Below are 20,181 nucleotides of genomic sequence, written 5' to 3'. Positions count from 1 at the left end.
GGTCACCGCCGCGACTCCACGAACAGCAGGGCGCCCGTCGCGACCGTGGTCGTGGCCGTGACGTGCTCGCGCCGCCTCGGTGTGCCCTCGGGGTGCTCGGCGAGGTCGAGGTGGTCGGCCCCCACCGCGTCGATCGTCCCGACGAGGGGCGCCCCACCTCCGACGAGGCCGACGGCGACCGTGACCCGGTCACGGCTGAGCGCGCGCAGGGCGTAGCCGAGCCCGAAGCGCCGGGCCGGTCGTGGACCTCCTGACCCGGAGCCGGAACCCCACCCCTGCACCGAGGCCACGACGGCCACGGGCACGAGCAGGTCGCGCCCACCGCCGGTGCGCACCAGCAGCCAGTCGTCACCGACGTCGGCGACCTCGCCCTCGGCCCGCTGGCCGCCGAGGAGGCCGAGGGTCACTCCGGTTCCCAGGGCCGCGCCCAGCCGGTCGACGAGCCGTACGAGGGCGCGCTCACGGCGGGTCCGCTCGGCGACCTCGTCGTCGAGCTCACGCCGCTCCCCCGCCGCCAGCTGGCCCTCGAGGTCGGCGAACAGCCGCTCCCAGCGCATCTCCCCCTCCTTCGTCCACAGCCTAGGGCGCACCCGTTGCCCAGTGGAGGATCACGATCTATCGTCATCCGCATGCAAACGACCACAAACAGCATCAAACGACAGGTCGCAGTGATGGCGCGCACCGTCGCGCTCGTCGTCGTGCTCCTCGTCGTCGGGCTGGGGCTGTGGGAGGTGGTGCGTCCCGTGCTCGCGCTGGTGTCGCAGGGGGCACCGGCGCGGGCCGACGAGCTGGTCGTGGCGATCGTGGCCGCCGTCGCCCTGGCGATCACGGCGTGGCTCGCCGCGGGCGTGGTGGTCGTCGCGCTCGCGTCGGTGCCCGGGCGCCTGGGACGGGCCGCGGCGGGTGTCGCCGACGTTCTCACCCCCTGGGCGCTGCGACGCGTGGTAGGAGTCGCCCTGGGGGTCACGGTGGCGGCCGGGGTCACGCCGGGCGCGTCGCTGGCAGCCCCGGGGCCACCCTCCATGGTCGTCGTGCTCGACCAGCCCGACCCGGGCTTCGCGCCGCTCCCCGATCCCGGATGGGGGGTCGACGCCGGGTCGGGGATCGACGCCGGGTCGGGGGTCGGCGGGCCCGGTGTCGGCGGCGGCCCCGACGACGGGATTCCGGCAGCCTCGGCACCGGATCCCGGTTGGGTGCCGGCGCCACCGGTCGTCCGCCCCCAGCCCGACCTGAGGGTCCTTGCCCCCAGCCGACCCGGGAAGGCGGCGGACGACGTGGTCGAGGTCGTGGTGCGGCGGGGCGACACCCTGTGGTCGATCGCGGCGCGCCACCTGGGCCCTCGGCCGTCCGAGGCCGAGGTCGCGCGGGCCTGGCCGGCCTGGTACGCGGCCAACCGCGCCGTGGTCGGTGACGACCCCGACCGCCTCCGGCCGGGTCAGGTGCTCCGGGCGCCCGAGGGGGTGGTCTCGTGAGCTCCGGTGTCCTGCACGTCGTCCCGCGCACGGTGCCGCTCCCGCCGGCTCTCCCGCTCGACGAGGCCCTGCGGGTGGCCAGGCTCCAGCGCGAGGCGCTCACCGGGAGCAACGGCTACATCCAGGACGCCCTGGCGGTCGACTTCGCCGCGGCCTCCGACGAGCAGGTCTTCGGGCCCCAGCGCACCGTCAGTGCCGACCTCCCGGAACCGACCCGCTGGTCCGGGCAGATCGCGCTGGCCATGCTCGAGGTGATGACGGGGTCGCGGCCGGCCACCCAGGTCCTGCGGTGGACGACCCCCGAGGTCTACGCCGTCCTCGCCCGGCGCAGCGCCCGCGTCGGCCGCCGCGTCGCCGAGGGCCGGGCGCCGCGGGGGCGACAGCGCCTCGTCGTCGTCCGCGTTCGCGTGTGCGAGCCGGCCGATGGCGTGGCGGAGGCCGCGGTCATCGTGCGCCACGGACCGCGCGTGCGCGCCGTCGCCCTGCGGCTCGTGGGCCAGGACGGCAAGTGGAAGGTCAGCGCCCTCCAGGTCGGCTGACATCCCGAAGGGGAAAGGAGGTCAGCGCGCTCCGGGCCGGCTGCCGGCCCAGACGCGGCACTACCTGATCTGGGCCTCGATGCGCTTGGCCGCCAGGGCCGTCATCACGCGGAGGCCGTCGAGCGCGTCCTCCCGGTCGCCCGAGATGACCCAGATGCTGCTGATGAGGTCCTGCTCGGCGAACACCGAGTGGCACACCTCGTGGTCCTTCGAGGACGTCATGCACCACGCGTGCACCGCGTCGGCCTCCGGGACCTTCGGCAGGGTGACCGACGCGACCTTCGAGTAGTCCGACCCCCCCGCGCTGTACTCGGTGCACGTCACCGTCCTCTTCACCTCGCCGACGATGTCCTCGGCGACGCCGTCGGGGTAGGCCACGACGGTCTGGTCGATGATCGCGCCCTCACCCTTCCAGCGCCCGTGGTACCCGGTGACCTGCTTGGCTTCCGAGGGCAGGAAGGGCCGGCACGACTCGAACCAGTCCCACTTGTCCTCCTTGGGGGGCATGTCGACCTCCAGCCCGATCTTCTCGAACGCGGCGTCGGGCAGCAGGGCCTTCTTCGTGGCCGAGGCCGCCCGCTTCTTCGCCTCGGCGCTGTCGACCGGGCTGGCCGATGCACTGGGCGACGGACTCGCCGAGCTGCTCGACGCCCCCGCCGACGGCCCACCTGCGCCCTCGCCCCCGTCCGACCCGCACCCGGTCAGCGCGAGCAGCGCCCCGACCCCGACCACCGACAGCCTCGACGACCTCATGCCGCTCCCCTCCCCGGGCCCACCCCCGTGGACCGTCCCCGCACGCTAGTCCCCCGCGCCCCCGCGAACGCGGCCCCGGTGCGAGCTTTCGCACCGGGGCCGCGTCGTGGCTGAGGTCAGTCCGTCACCGGCGACCGTGGCACATCTTGAACTTCTTGCCCGACCCGCAGGGGCAGGCGGCGTTGCGCGGCGTGCTGGCCAGCTGCTCGTCCGTGAGGCCGGCGACGGCCGACGCCGAGCCCGCGCCCTCGTCGCGCTCGTCGACGCCACCGGTCTCGCTCGGCGCCGAGTAGTGCAGGGCCCCGCTGCGCGGGCGACCCACACCGACGCCGGAGACGGCCACCTTGGGGCCGCCACCGAACGCGCTGCTGGGAGCCGGCTCGTCCTCGACCTCGACGACCTCGGCAGCGGCCGGCGCCGCACCCGCCATCGCCCCGAGCATCTGGGAGACGTGCATCGGCTCGAGCGCCGGCGCCTCCTCCTGGGGCTGGTCGACCTGGACGTCGACGTGGAAGAGCAGCCCGACCGACTCCTCCTTGACGGCCTCGTTCATCGTGTTCCACAGGGCGAAGCCCTCGCGCTGGTACTCCACGAGCGGGTCGCGCTGGGCCATCGCCCGCAGGCCGATGCCCTCCTGCAGGTAGTCCATCTCGTAGAGGTGCTCGCGCCACTTGCGGTCCAGGACCGAGAGCATGACCCGGCGCTCCACCTCGCGCATGACGTCCGAGCCGAGGGTCTCCTCGCGCTGGTCGTACGCGTGGTGCGCGTCGGAGAGCAGCTCCTCCTTGAGCCGGTCGGCGGTGAGCGACGAGCGGTCACCGACCGCGGCCTCGAGCTGGTCGGGGGTGATCGAGACGGGGTAGGCCGAGCGCAGCGCGGTCCACAGGCGCTCGAGGTTCCAGTCCTCGGGGAAGCCCTCGGCGGTCTCGGCGTCGACGTAGCCCTCGATGACGTCGTTGACGAAGAAGCGCATCTGCTCGTGCAGGTCCTCGCCCTCGAGGACGCGGCGCCGCTCGTCGTAGATGACGGTGCGCTGGCGGTTGAGGACGTCGTCGTACTTGAGGACGTTCTTGCGGATCTCGAAGTTCTGCGCCTCGACCTGCGCCTGCGCCGAGGCGATCGAGCGCGACACGAGCTTGGACTCGATCGGCTGGTCGTCCTCGAGCTTCGCGGTCGTCATCACCCGGTCGACGAGGCCGGCGTTGAACAGCCGCATGAGGTGGTCCTCGAGCGAGAGGTAGAACCGCGACTCGCCCGGGTCACCCTGGCGGCCGGAGCGACCACGCAGCTGGTTGTCGATGCGGCGCGACTCGTGCCGCTCGGTGCCCAGGACGTACAGGCCACCGAGCTCGGTGACCTCGTCGTGCTCGGCCGCGACGGCGGCCTCGGCGGCGGCGAGGGCGTCGTCCCAGGCGGCCTCGTACTCCTCCGGGGTCTCGTGCGGGTCGAGGTCGCGGGCCTTGAGGGCGGCGACGGCGCGGAACTCGGGGTTGCCACCGAGCATGATGTCGGTGCCTCGTCCGGCCATGTTCGTGGCGACCGTGACGCCGCCCTTGCGCCCGGCGTCGGCGACGATCGCGGCCTCGCGCTCGTGGTGCTTGGCGTTGAGGACCTCGTGCTTGACCCCGCGGCGGCGCAGCTGCTCGGACAGGTACTCCGACTTCTCGACCGACACCGTGCCGACGAGGACCGGCTGGCCCTTGGCGTGGCGCTCGACGATGTCGTCGACGACGGCCTTGTACTTGGCCTCCTCGGTCCGGTAGACGAGGTCTGCCTGGTCAATGCGGATCATCGAGCGGTTGGTCGGGATCGGCACGACGCCGAGCTTGTAGATCGAGTTCAGCTCGGCGGCCTCGGTCATGGCCGTACCGGTCATGCCCGAGAGCTTGTCGTACATGCGGAAGTAGTTCTGGAGGGTGATCGTCGCGAGGGTCTGGTTCTCGTTCTGGATCTTCACCCCCTCCTTGGCCTCGATGGCCTGGTGCATGCCCTCGTTGTATCGGCGCCCGGGGAGCATGCGGCCGGTGTGCTCGTCGACGATGAGCACTTCGTCGTTGATGACGACGTAGTCCTTGTCGCGCTGGAAGAGCTCCTTGGCCTTGATCGCGTTGTTGAGGTAGCCGATCAGCGGGGTGTTGGCCGACTCGTAGAGGTTCTCGATGCCGAGGTGGTCCTCGACCTTGTCGATGCCGCGCTCGAGGACACCGACGGTGCGCTTCTTCTCGTCGACCTCGTAGTCGCCACGGCCGGACTCGAGCTCGCCGCGCTCGAGGCGGGCCGCCATCCGGGCGAACTCCTGGTACCACTTGGTCGGCTGGTCGGCCGGGCCACTGATGATGAGCGGCGTGCGCGCCTCGTCGATGAGGATGGAGTCGACCTCGTCGACGATCGCGAAGTTGTGCTCGCGCTGCACCAGCTCGGCGGTGGACCACGCCATGTTGTCGCGCAGGTAGTCGAAGCCGAACTCGTTGTTCGTGCCGTAGGTGATGTCCTTGGCGTACTCGGCGCGACGCTGCTCGGGCGTCATCGACGCGAGGATGCAGCCGGTCTCGAGGCCGAGGAAGCGGTGCACGCGGCCCATCAGCTCGGACTGGTACTCGGCGAGGTAGTCGTTGACCGTGATGACGTGGACGCCCTTGCCGGACAGCGCGTTGAGGTAGCTCGGCAGGGTGGCGACGAGGGTCTTGCCCTCACCGGTCTTCATCTCGGCGACGTTGCCCTGGTGCAGGGCCGCCCCACCCATGAGCTGGACGTCGAAGTGGCGCTTGCCCAGGGTGCGCTTGCTGGCCTCGCGGACCGCGGCGAAGGCCTCGGGGAGGATGTCGTCGAGGGTCTCGCCGTCGGCCAGGCGCGCCTTGAACTTCTCGGTCTCGCCGCGCAGCTCCTCGTCGGTGAGCTTCTCGAAGTCCTCCTCGATGGCGTTGACCTGCGCCGCGAGGTTGTCGAGCCTCTTGAGGGTGCGCCCCTCACCGGCGCGCAACAGCTTCTCGACGATCTTCACGAGTGGGACTCCCTTGGCGTGACTTCATGGCGGTCGCTCTCGACCGGACCTGCCTAGGGTAGTCGAGCGCCCGGTGGCCCACCGCAGTCGGCCGACCACCGCAGCGACCAACGACGCGCCCGGCGGGGTGAGTTCCCCCGGACCCGTCCGCGGTGGTTGGGTGGGCGCATGACCGGTCAGTCGTACCCGGACTGCGTGCCCGAGCTCAGCGACGGCGTCGTGCTCCTGCGAGCCCACCGTCCCGGCGACGTGGACCGCATCGTCGAGCAGTGCTCCGACCCCGAGACGACGCGGTGGACCACCGTGCCGCGGCCGTACAGCCCGGGCGAGGCGAAGGCCTGGCTCGCGCTCATCGAGGAGTCGTGGCTCGATGACGACGGCGAGCGGTTCTGGGTGGTCACCGACGCCGACGACCCCGACGGCACGTACCTCGGCACGATCGACCTGCGCCCGCGCGGCGGCGGGGCGGCCGAGACGGGCTTCGGCCTCCACCCCGAGGGGCGTGGTCGTGGCCTGATGGCGGGCGCCCTGCGCCTGGTGTCGCGCTGGTGGTTCACCGAGCGCGCCGGGGTGCGCGTCCACTGGTCGGCGACGCGTGGCAACTTCGCCTCGTGGCGGGTGGCCTGGGCGTGCGGCTTCACCCACCACGGCACCGTCCCCCAGCTCGTGGCCGACGCCGACGAGCCCCTCTCCCCCGCCCGCGACCAGTGGCGCGCCAGCCTCGGCGCCGACGACGTCATGGAGCCCCGGGCGCCGTGGGACGACCCGCCGTTCCTCACCTCCGACGACGCCGGCGGCATCATCATGCGGCCGTGGCGCGACGAGGACGTCAGCGCCCTCGAGCCGCGCGACCAGCCCGCCCACCACATGCCGGCGCGCGGGGTCCTCGACGCCGACACCTTCCCCGAGTGGCTCACGACCCGGCGCGAGCGGATGTCCCAGGGGCTGGTCATGAGCTGGTGCGTCGCGGACGCCGACAGCGACGTCGCGCTGGGCGAGGTGCTCGTCTTCGTCACCGAGGGCACCCTCGACGACGACACCGCCGAGCTGGGCTACCAGGTGCTCCCCAGTGCCCGCCGCCGTGGCGTGGCCACGGCGGCAGCGACGGCCCTGGCCCGGCACGCCCTGCTCCCGACGTCGGTGGGCGGCATGGGGTTTCGCCGGCTCGTCGCCCAGACCGCGGAGGACAACGCCGGCAGCAACCGGGTGCTCGACACGGTTGGCTTCACGATCTGGGGTCGCGAGACCGCCGCCGATGTCCTCCCCGACGGCGCCGCCGTCGACGCCCTCCACTGGGAGCTCCTCGCCGAGTGACACGACGACGCCCCGGCTCGATGAGCCGGGGCGCCGTCCTTGCTGTCTGGAGCGGACCTACTTGATGAGGCCGATCGCGTAGGCGTTGTAGACGTTGCAGTTGATGTTTCCGATGCCGCACAGCTGGCTCAGGTCCGCCACCGGGGCGTAGTTGACGTACTGGACGGTGATGTCACCAGAGTTCTCCTCGAAGGAGATCAGCTTGAGCTGGATGAACGCGACGATGCGGTACGACACCCCGGCGCCGTTGCCCGTGATCCGGTCGAACACCGGGAACGCGAACGTCTTGCCCAGCTGCGAGGTGAGGCTGCTGATCACGCCGTTGGCGTTGATCTTGTTGCCGGGAGCACCACCGATGGCCGAGCTGGGCGGGGAGCCGGTGAGTGTCAGGTCGACGTTGCAGCCCTCGGTGATGTAGCTCGCGAGGTCCGACACGCTCACGCCGCCGGGACTGCCCAGGGACGCACAGTTGAGCCAGCCCCAGTTGCCCGAACCGCCACCGGCCTGGCCCTGGCAGTTGGGGTTCCACTGCTTGCTGGTACTGATGACCTCGTTGCGATAGGGGAGACCGGCAGCGAAGTCCGCCGTCGCATGCGCCGCGATCTCATCAGCCTGCTGGTCGCACATCGCCAACGGGAAGATGCCGCTGACCTTCTTGGCCACACCGAGGGCTGCCGCCCCGTTGCGCTGCGCGTTCACGGTGTTGACGCCCACCATCTTGCCCAGCGTCGTCGGGACGGCGCGTTGGACGTCGACCGTGGCCTTGAGGAAGCCGTCGTCCTGCACCGTGACGCCGTCGGCCGCCAGGCACTCGAGGGTGACCGTGACGCCGACCCCGGATGCGGTGTTGACCGCGAACGGACCGTTGCGGTCGGTCTGGTCCTTCGCGATCTTGAGCGCCTTGTTGGGATCGTTCGCCGGGAGGGCAGCGTCCGCGTCCTTGATGTTCTTGCACGTCACGGGGGTGTTGGGTGAGGCGTTGATCGAGGTCCGCTTGGCCGCGACGATCGCCAGGGCGGCGCTGTCGGCGCTGGTGCTGAAGGCACGCGCCTGGGCGAAGGCCATACCGAAGTCGACGACGAACGCGGCGAGAATCATGAACGGAACGAGCAGGATGGCGACGATGATCGACACCCCGCCACGCTCGTCACGAGATCGGGCGCTGGGCATCAGGTGTACTCGCACTGGAAGTCTCCCCTCGCGGACAGGACCGGCGTTCCCATGAAAGGCACCGGGAACGGCGGAGTCGAGCTGTAGGACACGGTCACCTGGAGGTTCTTCAGCGTGCCGACCGCCGCGCCGCTGGAGCCGGTGCACGGCGTGATGGTGCCGTTCGAGCTGACGCTCGCGGAGTTGGCGGCGAGAGTGCACGACCCCGCTTGTCCCGTGACGACCACACCCACCCGGATCTTGTTGGCGTTGGAGATGCCGACAGCGCCGCTGGTCATGGCATCCCTTGCCTGTGCCGCGATCTGGCTGCAACTCATCGTCGAACCGCTGAGGGTGGTCACGACGCCGGCTCGCGCAGCATCCCTGGCCGAGTTGTTCATGGTGATCTGCTGAGAAAAGATGAACCCGAAGTCGATGATCGCCCCGATGATCGTGATCAGCACGGGGAGGAGGATGGCGAACTCGACAGCGGAGGCACCCCGCTCACTGCGGGTCCTCTGGGCTCGTCGAGGACTACGGACCATCTGCGCACGCTCCTATGGCCCGACACCATGCCGATGACCTACCTGAATGATGAGTGACAACGCTTTCGCCGTCATCACCCAAACGGACCATATCCGTTCTCCGGACGGCCCATCAGGCCCATTTCGCGCCTGTTGTGGCTGGTGGGAGTCGTGGTTCAGGCGCCGACGTCGCGCAGGCCTAGCCAGCCCGCCATGAGGGCCAGCTCCTCGTGCAGCTCGCGCACGTCGTCGACGTCCCCGCGGCCGTCCTCCCAGGTGGTCCGCCGCACGCGCAGGACCCCTGCGGCCCGGTCGGACTTGAGGTCGACGCGGGCCACGAGCTGGTCGCCGAGGAGGAAGGGCAGCACGTAGTAGCCGTGCACCCGTTGCGGCTCGGGCACGTAGATCTCGAGGCGGAAGTCGAAGCCGAACACGGCTCGCGTCCGGTCCCGTTGCCAGACGAGCGAGTCGAAGGGCGAGAGGAGGGCGCGCGCCCGCACTCGGCGCGGGCGCCGTGCCTCGCGGTGCAGGTACGCGGGTCGGTGCCAGCCCTCGATGGTGGCGGGGACCAGGGTGCCGTCGTCGACCAGTGACTCGATGGCCGGCCGGGCCTGCTCGGGCTTGAGCCGGAAGTAGTCGCGCAGGCACTGCTCGGTCCCGACACCGTGGGCGCGCGCCGAGATCTCGATGAGGCGCCGGAAGGCCTCCTCGTCACCGGGTCGGGCAGCGGGGTCGAGGGCCTCGGTCCGCCACCGGGGCGGGAGCACGCGGGCCGGCACGGCGTAGCGCCGCTCGAACTGCTGAGTGCGGCCGGAGCTCGACACCTCACCGGACCAGAACAGGTGCTCGAGGGCGTTCTTGACCAGCGACCAGTTCCAGCCCCACTGGTCGCGGTCTCGCGGAAGGTCGTGGGCGAGCGCCGCCTCGAGCTCGCGGCTCGTCAGCGGGCCGCGGGCCGCGACCTCGGCCAGCACCGCGGCGACGATCTCGGGGTGGTCCCGGGCGACGCGCTGCATGCCGCCCCACGCGTCGGAACGGGCCCGCCGCATCCGGAAGTCGAGGAGCGGCCAGGTCGAGGGGGGCACGAGCGACGCCTCGTGGGCCCAGTACTCGACGACCCGGCGGGGGGCGACGTCGCGGGCGCGGTCGACCAGCCCACGGTCGTAGGGGCCCAGGCGCGAGAAGAACGGCAGGTACTGGCTGCGGACGACGACGTTGACGCTGTCGATCTGGACGATGCCGACGGTGTCGACGACCCGCTGCACGTCGCGGGTGCCGGGCAGCTCGGGCCGGGGGCGCGCGAAGCCCTGGGCGGCGAGCGCGATGCGTCGGGCGACGGGCCTGCTGAGGTGGACGGGCTCGGAGGCGTCAGTCATCCGTGGGAAGGAGGTGCTGGCGGTGCGCGTACACCGCGGCCTCGACCCGTGAGTGCAGGTGCAGCTTCTCGAGGATGTTGCGGACGTGGTTCTTCACCGTGTTCTCCGAGATGACCAGCTGCTCGGCGATCTCGCGGTTGGCGAGCCCACGGGCGACGAGCCGCAGCACCTCGACCTCGCGGTCGGTCAGCTGCGGCGGCGGCGGGCCGCCCTCGTGCGGCTGGGGCGACTGGCTCAGCCGGGTGAACTCGTTGAGCAGCGTGGCCGCCATGCCCGGAGGGATGATCGCCTGCCCGTCGTGCACCTTGCGGATGGCCTCGGCCACCTCCTCGCCCGGCAGGTCCTTGAGCAGGTACCCGCTGGCGCCGGCCTTGACGGCCTCGAAGAGGTCGGACTCGTCGTCGGACATCGTCAGCATGAGGATGCGCGCCCCGGGTACGGCGGCCCGGATGCGACGGCACGCCTCGATGCCGCCGACGCCGGGCATGCGCACGTCCATGAGGACGATGTCGGGGTCGAGCCGCACACAGACCTCGACCGCCTGCGCGCCATTGCTGGCCTCGCCGACGACCGTGGCGGTGCCGTCGAGCTCGACGACCACCTGCATGCCGCGGCGGTAGAGGTCGTGGTCGTCGGCGATGACCACGCGGACGGGGTCGGCCCCCGGCGTGGCGTCGCTCGGCTGGTCAGCGTCCACGGGACCCATCGTCGCAGGCTGGGGGGACGGTGCCCAGCACCGCCCCCTCCCTCCCTCTCAGCAAAGCCATCGCGGCGGCCCTAGGAGGCAGCGGCCTCGACGTCGACGTCATCCGGCACCGACCCGGCCGCGGAGCCGTCGAGGTCGAGGTGGAGGACGCCGTAGCTCCAGCCGCGGCGGCGGTACACGACGCTCGCGCGGTCGGTGTCGACGTCGTGGAAGAGGTAGAAGTCGTGGCCGACGAGCTCCATGTGGCTCAGTGCCTCACCGAGCGTCATGGGGGTGGAGTGGTGGACCTTCTCGCGCACCTCGACCGGGGAGTCGCCGAACGGGTCCCCGGACTCGGCCTCGGCGGCGGTCTCGGGCTCGCTGGGCGGCGCGATGCGCGCGGTCGCCATGGCGACGGACTCGGGGGTGCGGCGGCCGCGGTGGACCTGTCGCTTGTCGTTCTTGCGCCGGAGGCGTTCCATCAGCTTGTCGATCGCCATGTCCATGGCGGCGTACCGGTCCTCGGTACACGCCTCGGCTCGGACGACGGGGCCCTTCGCGTAGCAGGTGATCTCCACGCGGTCGCAGGCCTTCGCCTGCCGACGGTTGGGCTCGTGACTGACCAGGACCTCGATCCGCCTCATGCGGGGCTCGAGCTGGCTCACCTTGGCGAGCTTGTCCTCGATGTGCGCCCGGAAACGGTCGGAGACGGTCAGGTGCCGTCCGGTGACGACGATGTCCACGTGGTCCTCCTCGGTGCTGGGGGGGTGCTGCCTGAACACGCTGGCTCTGATGTCGGGGGCACCACCTCCGAGGGGATCGAGGACCGTGGACACCGACGCTAGCCCGGCAGGGGGTGCCTCACAAGGCCAACGGAAAAGGCCACCGGGTCGTGCCCTCGCCCGACACGCCGACCGGTGGGTCAGCGTGGCCCCGGCGGCGTCCGGGACACGCCCGGCCGCGGGGGCGTCGTGGCCACCGTGGCGGCCGTGACGTGGACCACGCCCACGGCCCGCAGCGCGCGGGCCGCCTCACCCAGGGTGGCCCCGGTCGTCACGACGTCGTCGACGAGAACGACGGTCGCTCCGGCGAGGAGACCGGCGAGGCGGGGTCGCACCGCGAGCGCGCCGTGGAGGTTGTCGTGGCGCTGGACGCGCGTCAGCCGGGACTGGTCGGCCACCCGGCGCACGTGGCGCAGGGCGTGGGTGACGACCAGCGCCGCCCGGTCATCCGGCGGTGGTCCCCGCACCGCGGCCACCGCGCGCCGGGCGAGGTCGCCGACGGGGTCTCCCCCGCGCCGACGCCGCGCGGGCCCCGACGTCGGGACGGGCACGACGTGCACGACGCCACCACGGCGGAGCACCTCGCGCACGACGGGGTCGCCGAGCAGCACGGTCGAGAGCACCTGGCCCAGCAGGGCGGCGAGCACGACGCCGACGTCGTGGCGCCCCTCGTCCTTCGCCGCGGTCACCAGGTCGCGCAGCGCACCCTCGAAGCGGGCCGCAGCCCGCACCGTCAGCACGTCACCACCTCCTCCCACCCGGACGACCGGGTCGACGACACCCCGGCCGGCAGCCCTGAGGTCGTCACGACAGGCTCGGCAGACCACACCCCCGGGGCCGGCGCAGGCTCCGCAGCGCACGGGCAGCACGAGGTCGCCCGCCGCGCCCATCGACCGGCCCAGGCCCAACCACCGTCCGCTCCCCATGCAGCGACCCTCGGGCCGCGGCGGCGCAGGCACCAGACCCGCTCCGAACCTGTGGACGGGACGGCCCCGACGACCTGCCTGTGGACGAGCGCCCGAGGACGGAGCGACCACTCAGCCCCCGGGGACCGCGAGGTCGTTGGCGGCCCCGTTGTCGACCCACTGCGACCCGGCCCGTCCGAACAGCCGACCCGCACTCGTCGTGACCCAGAGGTCGCGCTCGCCACCGGTCGACGTCACCGCCACGGCGTCGCGGACCGGGGTGAGCGCGCGCACGTCGCCGCCCACGGTGAACACCACGGGCTGGAGGGTCTTGCCGTCGAGGACACCCAGCGTCGCCAGGGAGCGGTCGTCGAGCCATGTGAGAGAGACCGCGCGCGAGATCGGTGCCCCGAGGCGCAGGGGCGGCGCGAGCCGCTCGGGCACTCCTCCCCCTCCACGGACGACGCCGGCGAGGTCGATGCGGTGCCCTCCCCCGTCGGCCCCGACGGACAGCACCGCCACCCGGTCGCCGTCGGGGGCCACGCGCGCCTCGAGGACGCGTCTGCCATCGAGCCACGACGCCGCCACGGCGCGGGCCCCGGCCCCCTCGCGGTCGGCCGGTGACGCCCGGGTGTCGACGACCCAGAGACGCGGACCCTCCGTCCCCTCGGTCGACACGGCCCCGATCCACAACCAGGACCGCCGGTCGTAGGAGGGGGCGCCGACCGCCGTGCCCTCGAGCGGCACCTCGTACCGGTTGGCCCCCTTCCAGCGCGACACGCCGCCCTCCTCCGGGTCGGTGGTGGCCAGCTCCGTCCCGTCGGCCGACACCGCCAGGTGCCGGAAGGCGCCGTCGACCGGCGGGTAGGTCACCGGGGTCGTCGGCTGGCGGGGGTCCTGCTCGGTCGACGCCGGGTCGAAGCCGACGACGGTGTTCCCACGCCGCACCACGGGAGGCGCCAGCGCGGCGCCGGGTGGCGGGCTGAACCCGACCTCGGCCAGCGTGCCCGCCGAGCCGTCGAGGCCGGCGAGCGCGACCGGGACGCCGTCGACCGACAGCGCCACCCGCGCGACCCCGTCGTCCTGGGTGAGGGTGCTGACGAACTGGGCCCACAGGCTCTGTCGCGTCGCCTCCCCCGGCCCGAGCCGCGAGGAGATGAGGTTCACCGTCGCGACACCGGCGTTGACGGACACGGCGTCACCGAGCAGGCGGGCCCCGTCGGGCACCGCCGAGGTCGCGGCACCCTTCAGGTACGCGGGCACCCCGGCCAGCTGGGCCCGGGCGAGGCGGGTGGCGAGCTTGTCGGAGGGGAACCAGCGGATGTCCTGCACCAGCGCCCGACGGCTCGTCGAGAGGTAGTGCACGGCGTAGGGCTGGACGAGGCGGGTGACGTCCTTGCGCAGGACCCAGCGCCCGAAGCCCTCGGGGAGCTCGGACACGCGCCACTGGCCGCCGACCGTGGTGAGCCGGAAGGTCGCACTCACCGTGGCGCCCGGACGTCCCGCCGTGTAGCGGCCCTCGGCGTCGACCGTCCCGGCCGCCTTGGCCGTGACCCGGACGGTCGCCGGGTCGAGGAGGGTGGCCGACGGGGCGGCGTCGTCGGCGAGCAGGACGATGCTGCGGTCCGGGTTCCACTTCTCGCTGACGGCGGCCATGAGGAAGAGGCGCGCGTTGTCGTAGGCGCCGGCGCTCGCCGCCCCCGCCCTCAGGAAGCCGCGCACGATGCCCTCCTGGCTGGCCCCCTCCAGCGGACCGGGGAAGGTGAAGCGCACGTCGGGCGGCGTGCCGCTGCCGACCTCGAGGCCGGCCTCGACCGTGCTCGTGCGCGAGAGGCCGCCGCACCCCGAGACGAGCAGCGCCGCGACCACGGCCACCGCCGTGCCCACCCGGCGTCGGCTCACCGGTCCTCCGTGGGACTGAGCGGCAGCGGCGACCCGTGCAGCGTCTCGCCGTCGCGCTGGGGCAGCGTGAGGCGGAACCGCGAGCCCACCCCACGCTTGCCCCACGCCTGGAGCCAGCCGTTGTGCAGGCGCGCGTCCTCGAGGGAGATCGAGAGCCCGAGGCCGGTGCCGCCCGTCGTGCGGGCCCGCGCGGGGTCGGCGCGCCAGAAGCGGGTGAAGACGTTGGCGGCCTCGCCGGGCCGCAGGCCCACCCCGTGGTCCTCGACGACGACCGCGACGGCGTCGGCCCCCACCCCCACGTGGATGTCGATGGGTCGGCCCTCGCCGTGCTCGATGGCGTTGACGACGAGGTTGCGCAGGATCCGCTCGACCCGCCGCTCGTCCACCTCCGCCTCGGCCGTCTCGCGGGGGGCGTGCACGCTGACCAGGCTCCCCCGGCGCTGGGCCAGCGGGCGCGCGGCCTCGACGACCCGCAGGACCGTGCCGGTGATGTCGACCGGCTCGACGTCGAGTGCCGCGGCGCCGGCGTCGAAGCGGCTGATCTCCAGCAGGTCGGACAGCAGCGCCTCGAACCGGTCGAGCTCACCGGCGAGCAGCTCGGCCGAGCGGGCGACCGTGGGGTCGAAGCCCTCGCGCGCCTCGTGGATGAGGTCGACCGCCATCCGGATCGTCGTCAGGGGCGTGCGCAGCTCGTGGGAGACGTCGGAGACGAACCGCTGCTGCACCGCCGAGAGCCCCTCGAGCTGGCGGATCTGGGACTGCAGGCTGTCGGCCATCCCGTTGAACGACGTCGCGAGGAGGGCGAGGTCGTCCTCCCCCCGGGTCGGCATCCGCTGGTTCAGCTTGCCGGCCGACAGCCGCTGGGCGACCTCGGCCGCCCGCCGCACGGGGTCGACGACCTGCCGGGTGACGACCCACGCCACGGCACCGACGAGGAGGGTGAGGATGATGCCGGCGAGGACGAACGAGTTGCCGATGAGGTCCATCGTCGCCACCTCCTGCCCCATCGGGTAGATGAAGTAGAGGTCGTACGGTCCGGCGTTCGGGACGTCCACGACGCTGCCGACGATGACGGCGGGCAGCGACTCACCGCCGACCGTCACCTCGCTCATCTGCACCTGTTGGCGCGTCGGTGAGGCGGCGACCGCCCGCTGGAGCTCGTCGCTGACCGCGGAGAGGTTGAGCGCCCCGCTCGTCAGCTCGACGAGGACGATCTCGCTCTCGTTGCGCTGCGAGCGCGTCATGACCACGTAGCGGCTCGGTGTCTGCCCCGGGGCGCTGAGGATCTTGGTCATGATGTCGTTCGCGGCCTGGTTCAGCTCGTCGACCGAGGTCGAGGTCGAGTTGTCCCAGTAGGTCTGGGCCTGACCGGTGAGGGCGAGGGCCTCGTTCTCGGCGGAGGCGACCCGGTCGCTCTCGAGACCGCTGGCGATCTGCTGGTGGAGCACCCCGCCGAGCACGGAGATGACGACGAGCCCGAGCAGCATCGTCGCGGTGACGACGCGCAGCTGCAGCGACTGGCGCCACCGGCGGCGGACCTGACGCAGGAGGCGGCGCACGCCCCTGGCGGCGGCGGTCGCGACCACGACGGCGCGGGCGGCCGGTCCGTCATCGGCGGGAGGCGGGGGCGAGGCGACGGGGTCGACGTCGGGGCGCAGGTCGGGACGACGTCCCGGGGGCCGGCCCTCGTCCGGCGGAGGCGGCGTCCGGACGCCGAGGTCGGCGGGTCCGGACACGGTCAGGCCTTGCCGGCCTTGTACCCGACGCCGCGCACGGTGACGACGATCTCGGGGTGCTCGGGGTCGTGCTCGATCTTCGAGCGCAGCCGCTGCACGTGGACGTTGACCAGGCGGGTGTCGCCGGCGTGCCGGTAGCCCCACACCTGCTCGAGGAGGACCTCACGGGTGAAGACCTGCCACGGCTTGCGCGCGAGCGCGACGAGGAGGTCGAACTCCAGGGGGGTGAGGCTGAGGGGCACGCCGTCGCGGGTCACCGAGTGGCCGGCGACGTCGATGGCGAGGTCGCCGATGGTGAGGCGCTCGGCCTCCGGCTCGTCGCCACGGCGCAGCCGCGCGCGGACCCGGGCGATGAGCTCCTGCGGCTTGAACGGCTTGACGACGTAGTCGTCGGCGCCGGACTCGAGGCCCAGGACGACGTCGACGGTGTCGGTCTTGGCCGTGAGCATGACGATCGGCACGCCGGACTCGGCGCGGATCTGGCGGCAGACCTCGAGACCGTCGATGCCCGGGAGCATGACGTCGAGGAGGACGAGGTCCGGGCGGTGGTCGCGGAACGCCCCGATGGCCGAGGTGCCCTCGGCGACGTGGTCGACCTCGAGGCCCTCGTTGCGCAGGACGATGCCGAGCATCTCCGCCAGCGCCAGGTCGTCGTCGACGACGAGCACACGACCCTTCACGTCGGCCTGTCCTTTCCCCGCGGTGCACGAATCCGCGTCATCCTCCCACAGCAGGCTGGCGACACCCCGCGAAAGCGAGAGACCGAGGCCCGGAGAAACTACTCTCGAAGGGTGACCCGCACCTCTCGCCTCCTGGGCCTGGACACCTCCGCGAGGATCCGTGTCGCCTTCGCGGTGCTGAGCCTGCTGCTGGCCGTGGTCACCAAGTCGGCCGACAAGGTCGTGCCGTGGCTCCTCCTCGTCGTCGTCCTCGACCTCGTCGTCGTCGCCCTTGACTCCATGCCCGTGGCCCGGCGCGGCATCGTGAACACCCTCGTCCTCGCCTTGCTGGCCGCCGCTGCTGGGGCCGCCGGCGCCGCCTACGCGACGGCCGACGTGGGGGCCGCCCTGCTGGCCCTCCTGCCGGTGTTCCACGCCGGATCGCGCCACGGCCGGCTGGGCTTCCTGCTCACCTCCGTCGCTGCCGGCGGGGCATTCGTGGCCTGCATCATCGTGTGGCCGAAACCCGTCCACACCGCCAGTGACATCGTCCTGTGGTTCGGCGCCGTCCTCGCGATGGGGCTTCTCGGGGTCTGGAACAGCCGGCTGATGGCCGAGCGCGAACGCAACGGGTCCGACCCGGCCGCCCGCGAGGCCATTGAGCTCATCCAGCGACTGCAGGACCTCTCCTCCCAGATGTCGACCGGCCTCGACGCCCCGGCCAGCGCCACCCTGGCCCTGGACCTCCTCGCCGCCGAGGTGCCGTCCACCCGCAGCGCCGTCCTCGTCACTGAGGACGCCGAGCACCTCGTGCCCGTGGCACTGCGCGGCTCGACCCGGGCTCCCTGGCACATTGCCGAGCACGTCGCCAAGCTGCTGCGCGCCAACCCGTCGAGCTGGCAGCCCACCGAGGTCCTCTTCACCGACGAGATGGGTCACCGACGCGCCCTCGTCGTCCCCTTCGCACTCGGCAACGGGTCGACCACCGTCCTCGTCGCCGAACGGGGCGAGGACAACGCCTTCACCGACGCTGAGCGGCTCGTCGCGCGCGACGTGACCCGCCGCATCGCACCGACCCTCCAGGCCGGACTCCTCTTCGGCACACTGCGCCAGTTCGCCAGTCTCGAGGAACGCAACCGCATCGCGCGCGACATCCACGACGGCATCGCCCAGGAGCTCGCGGCGCTGGGCTACCAGGTCGACGCCATGCGGGTGGCGAGTGGCCCGCCCGGCACGCCGATCCGTGACGGGCTCGACAAGCTCCGCGACCAGCTGAGCGACGCCATGGCCGACCTCCGGCTCCACATCACCGAGCTGCGCGTCGCCGAGCGACCGGGCACGGGCCTCGGCGCAGTCCTCGGCGCCGCCGTGCAGAGCTTCGGCAGCGTCACCGGCGTGCGCACCACGGTCACCGTGAGCGAGGGGCAGAGGCGGATGGACCCCCGCGTGGAGATCCTCATCCACCGCCTCGTCATGGACATCCTCGCCGACGCCCAGGCCTCGGGCGCCCGCAACGCCTGGGTGTCGCTGGCCACGTCGGTGGCCGGTCCGGCCAACGTCGACGTGTCCCACGACGGCGACCCCAGGCTGGCGAAGCGCACCTTCCGCGACCCCGCGCTCGACACGCTCGACGCCACCTTGTTCGTCAGGACCGAACCGAACAGCCGCACCACCGTTAACCTGAGCGTGCAGGAGCCCGCACCGGTCGGTGCGGCCCGCAAGAAGACCTGACCGAAGGAGCTGCCGTGGGGATCAGCGTGGTGCTCGTCGACGACCATGCCGTCGTCCGAGAGGCCGTGGCAGCGATGCTCGGCGCCCAGGACGACGTGACCGTCGTCGGGCAGGCGGGGTCGCTCTCTGACGGGCAGGTGCTCCTCGAGCGCATTCTCGCCACCCCGACCCAGGACCGGCTTGTCGCCGTCGTCGACGTGACGATGCCCGACGGCAGCGGCCTCTCCCTCGTGCGCTCAGCGCGCGAGCGGTCCACCAACGTCGGGCTCGTCGTGCTGACGATGCTCAACGACGACGCCACCCTCCTCGAGGCCCTCGACGCCGGGGCCTCCGCCCTCGTGCGCAAGAGCGCTCCGTCGGAGCAGGTGATCTCCGCGGTCCGCCGCGCCGCCGACATGCCCGGTGAGTTCTCCGCGAGCGGCCTGGCCGAGGCCATGCGCCGGCGCAGCGAGTCGCCGCAGACCACCCTGACGGCCCGCGAGACCGAGGTCCTCGAGCTCCTCGTCGAGGGCGCGTCGGTCGCCCAGGTGGGCCGGCAGCTCTACATGAGCCCATCCACCGTGAAGACGCACATCGGCAAGATCTACGAGAAGCTCGGGGCCCACAACCGGGCCAGCGCCGTCATCGCGGCCGTCCGCCTCGGTCTCGTCAACGACGTCGAGCACTAGCCCTGCTGCGCGCGGTCGGGCACGCCCGCTCCGACCGGCCCACCCATCCCCTCCGGGGGGTGGGAACGGTCAGAGCGTGCCGCCCGAGAAGACCTCGACGATGCGGATCGCACCGGGGCCGATGATGACGATGAACAGCGCAGGGAAGATGCACAGGAGCAGCGGGAAGAGGATCTTGACCGTCACCTGCTGGGCCTTCTCCTCGGCCCGCTGACGGCGAGCGACGCGCATCTCCTTGGTCTGCTCGCGCAGGACCGCAGCGACGGGCAGTCCCATCCGGTCGGCCTGCACGAGGGCGCTGACGAAGTTCTTGACCTCAGAGGTCGTCACCCGCTCGCCGAGGGCACCGAAGGCCTCCCCCCTGGACTTGCCGATCTGCATCTCGGAAATGACGCGGGCGAACTCGCCGCCGATCGGTCCAGGCACGGTGCGGGCGACCTGCATGATCGCGGCGTCGAAGCCCTGTCCGGCCTCGACACAGACCGTGAGCATGTCGAGGGCATCGGCCAAACCCTTGGTCATCTCCTGCTGGCGCTTGCTCCCCATGTTGTAGACGAGGAGGTCGGGGACGAAGAAGCCGGCGAAGCCCGCAGCGGCCGCGACGAGGAAACCCCGAAGGTTGAAGCCCAAGAGCACGATCGCGATGAACGCCAGCAGCACCATGGAGACCGCCTTGGCCGCCATGATCCGTTCGATGTTCCACCCAGCGGGGTTGCCTGCCTTGTCCAGAGAACGGGCGATGCGTCCGGCGGTTCCGCCCGGCGACAACCGCTCGCCGAGACGGCGCATGAGCTGGAGCATCGGCTCCACGAGGCGGTCGCGGGTGGCGAGCTCGTTCTTCCCGACCATCTTGGTGGTCGGGCGGTAGTCGATGAGCTCGAGCGATCGGGCGACACCCGTGGTCTCGCCGGACGTCCGGTTCGTCCCGAACACGACGATGCACACACCGAGCACCACGATCACGAGTCCCAGGAACAGCAGCACG

At 72.1% G+C, this 20,181-nt stretch carries 19 protein-coding genes; 6 read left to right on the top strand and 13 right to left on the bottom strand.

Translation table 11 applies throughout. The features are described 5' to 3' along the window. Positions 1-2 precede the first annotated feature (2 nt). Complete coding sequence (locus ACFLFB_RS06585) at positions 3-557, bottom strand: hypothetical protein (protein ID WP_392544912.1); 555 nt, start codon at positions 555-557, stop codon at positions 3-5. A 72-nt stretch (positions 558-629) separates the two neighbouring features. Here ACFLFB_RS06585 and ACFLFB_RS06580 point away from each other — a divergent pair, with 72 nt between their 5' ends. Further along, the gene (locus ACFLFB_RS06580) at positions 630-1,472 is read left to right on the top strand and encodes a LysM peptidoglycan-binding domain-containing protein (RefSeq protein WP_392544911.1); all 843 of its coding nucleotides are present in this window, start codon (positions 630-632) and stop codon (positions 1,470-1,472) included. Then, positions 1,469-2,011, top strand: coding sequence for an Rv3235 family protein (locus ACFLFB_RS06575; RefSeq protein ID WP_392544910.1), 543 nt, complete (start codon positions 1,469-1,471; stop codon positions 2,009-2,011). The genes ACFLFB_RS06580 and ACFLFB_RS06575 overlap by 4 nt, the downstream gene beginning before the upstream one ends. Before the next feature lie 60 nt (positions 2,012-2,071). On the opposite strand, the gene ACFLFB_RS06570 is transcribed toward ACFLFB_RS06575, so the two are convergent. Beyond that, positions 2,072-2,518, bottom strand: coding sequence for a hypothetical protein (locus ACFLFB_RS06570; RefSeq protein ID WP_392544909.1), 447 nt, complete (start codon positions 2,516-2,518; stop codon positions 2,072-2,074). Between ACFLFB_RS06570 and ACFLFB_RS06565 the strand changes: the two genes are divergently transcribed. Next, a complete protein-coding gene (locus ACFLFB_RS06565) occupies positions 2,517-2,813 on the top strand; it encodes a hypothetical protein (RefSeq protein ID WP_392544908.1) in 297 nt (98 codons plus the stop codon). The two genes, ACFLFB_RS06570 and ACFLFB_RS06565, sit on opposite strands and share 2 nt — an antisense overlap. Positions 2,814-2,888: 75 nt before the next feature. Here the strand turns inward: ACFLFB_RS06565 and secA are convergent, their stop codons facing one another. Further along, a complete protein-coding gene (gene secA / locus ACFLFB_RS06560) occupies positions 2,889-5,765 on the bottom strand; it encodes a preprotein translocase subunit SecA (RefSeq protein WP_392544907.1) in 2,877 nt (958 codons plus the stop codon). 168 nt (positions 5,766-5,933) lie between these two features. On the opposite strand from secA, the gene ACFLFB_RS06555 reads away from it, so the two are divergent. Then, positions 5,934-7,079, top strand: coding sequence for a GNAT family N-acetyltransferase (locus ACFLFB_RS06555; protein WP_392544906.1), 1,146 nt, complete (start codon positions 5,934-5,936; stop codon positions 7,077-7,079). Between the two features lie 57 nt (positions 7,080-7,136). Here ACFLFB_RS06555 and ACFLFB_RS06550 read toward each other — a convergent pair whose 3' ends face one another. The 9 genes from ACFLFB_RS06550 to mtrA form a co-directional block, all read right to left on the bottom strand. Beyond that, the gene (locus tag ACFLFB_RS06550) at positions 7,137-8,213 is read right to left on the bottom strand and encodes a Tad domain-containing protein (RefSeq protein WP_392544905.1); all 1,077 of its coding nucleotides are present in this window, start codon (positions 8,211-8,213) and stop codon (positions 7,137-7,139) included. Positions 8,214-8,248: 35 nt separating this feature from the next. Further along, the gene (locus ACFLFB_RS06545) at positions 8,249-8,773 is read right to left on the bottom strand and encodes a TadE/TadG family type IV pilus assembly protein (protein ID WP_392544904.1); all 525 of its coding nucleotides are present in this window, start codon (positions 8,771-8,773) and stop codon (positions 8,249-8,251) included. 155 nt (positions 8,774-8,928) lie between these two features. Continuing rightward, the gene (locus tag ACFLFB_RS06540; RefSeq protein ID WP_392544903.1) at positions 8,929-10,128 is read right to left on the bottom strand and encodes a winged helix-turn-helix domain-containing protein; all 1,200 of its coding nucleotides are present in this window, start codon (positions 10,126-10,128) and stop codon (positions 8,929-8,931) included. Then, positions 10,121-10,834, bottom strand: a complete 714-nt coding sequence (locus ACFLFB_RS06535; protein WP_392544902.1) for a response regulator — start codon at positions 10,832-10,834, stop codon at positions 10,121-10,123. Before ACFLFB_RS06535 ends, ACFLFB_RS06540 begins: the two co-directional genes overlap by 8 nt. 71 nt (positions 10,835-10,905) lie before the next feature. After that, complete coding sequence (gene hpf / locus ACFLFB_RS06530) at positions 10,906-11,556, bottom strand: ribosome hibernation-promoting factor, HPF/YfiA family (RefSeq protein ID WP_392544901.1); 651 nt, start codon at positions 11,554-11,556, stop codon at positions 10,906-10,908. A gap of 179 nt (positions 11,557-11,735) precedes the next feature. Beyond that, on the bottom strand, positions 11,736-12,335 hold the full coding sequence (locus ACFLFB_RS06525; protein ID WP_392544900.1) for a ComF family protein: 600 nt from the start codon (positions 12,333-12,335) through the stop codon (positions 11,736-11,738). A gap of 297 nt (positions 12,336-12,632) precedes the next feature. Continuing rightward, a complete protein-coding gene (locus ACFLFB_RS06520) occupies positions 12,633-14,402 on the bottom strand; it encodes a GerMN domain-containing protein (protein WP_392544899.1) in 1,770 nt (589 codons plus the stop codon). After that, positions 14,399-16,138, bottom strand: a complete 1,740-nt coding sequence (gene mtrB / locus ACFLFB_RS06515; RefSeq protein WP_392544898.1) for an MtrAB system histidine kinase MtrB — start codon at positions 16,136-16,138, stop codon at positions 14,399-14,401. The genes ACFLFB_RS06520 and mtrB overlap by 4 nt, the downstream gene beginning before the upstream one ends. A gap of 2 nt (positions 16,139-16,140) precedes the next feature. Further along, positions 16,141-16,818, bottom strand: a complete 678-nt coding sequence (mtrA, locus tag ACFLFB_RS06510; RefSeq protein ID WP_392544897.1) for an MtrAB system response regulator MtrA — start codon at positions 16,816-16,818, stop codon at positions 16,141-16,143. Positions 16,819-16,929: 111 nt separating this feature from the next. Here mtrA and ACFLFB_RS06505 point away from each other — a divergent pair, with 111 nt between their 5' ends. Further along, positions 16,930-18,528, top strand: a complete 1,599-nt coding sequence (locus ACFLFB_RS06505) for a sensor histidine kinase (protein WP_392544896.1) — start codon at positions 16,930-16,932, stop codon at positions 18,526-18,528. 14 nt (positions 18,529-18,542) lie between these two features. Then, complete coding sequence (locus ACFLFB_RS06500; protein WP_392544895.1) at positions 18,543-19,196, top strand: LuxR C-terminal-related transcriptional regulator; 654 nt, start codon at positions 18,543-18,545, stop codon at positions 19,194-19,196. 69 nt (positions 19,197-19,265) lie between these two features. Here the strand turns inward: ACFLFB_RS06500 and ACFLFB_RS06495 are convergent, their stop codons facing one another. Beyond that, positions 19,266-20,180, bottom strand: coding sequence for a type II secretion system F family protein (locus tag ACFLFB_RS06495; protein WP_392544894.1), 915 nt, complete (start codon positions 20,178-20,180; stop codon positions 19,266-19,268). Position 20,181: the final 1 nt, after the last annotated feature.

It is taken from the genome of Oryzobacter telluris, assembly GCF_043099285.1.
Lineage (GTDB): Bacteria > Actinomycetota > Actinomycetes > Actinomycetales > Dermatophilaceae > Oryzobacter > Oryzobacter telluris.
Note: the sequence above shows the minus strand (reverse complement) of the source record. Positions and strands in the feature narration are given on the sequence as shown.

Coding starts and splice junctions, on each gene's coding strand:
- ACFLFB_RS06585 (WP_392544912.1), bottom strand. CDS start 557: ATGCGCTGGGAGCGGCTGTTCGCCGACCTCGAGGGCCAGCTGGCGGCG.
- ACFLFB_RS06580 (WP_392544911.1), top strand. CDS start 630: ATGCAAACGACCACAAACAGCATCAAACGACAGGTCGCAGTGATGGCG.
- ACFLFB_RS06565 (WP_392544908.1), top strand. CDS start 2,517: ATGTCGACCTCCAGCCCGATCTTCTCGAACGCGGCGTCGGGCAGCAGG.
- ACFLFB_RS06570 (WP_392544909.1), bottom strand. CDS start 2,518: ATGCCCCCCAAGGAGGACAAGTGGGACTGGTTCGAGTCGTGCCGGCCC.
- ACFLFB_RS06555 (WP_392544906.1), top strand. CDS start 5,934: ATGACCGGTCAGTCGTACCCGGACTGCGTGCCCGAGCTCAGCGACGGC.
- ACFLFB_RS06545 (WP_392544904.1), bottom strand. CDS start 8,773: ATGGTCCGTAGTCCTCGACGAGCCCAGAGGACCCGCAGTGAGCGGGGT.
- ACFLFB_RS06540 (WP_392544903.1), bottom strand. CDS start 10,128: ATGACTGACGCCTCCGAGCCCGTCCACCTCAGCAGGCCCGTCGCCCGA.
- ACFLFB_RS06535 (WP_392544902.1), bottom strand. CDS start 10,834: ATGGGTCCCGTGGACGCTGACCAGCCGAGCGACGCCACGCCGGGGGCC.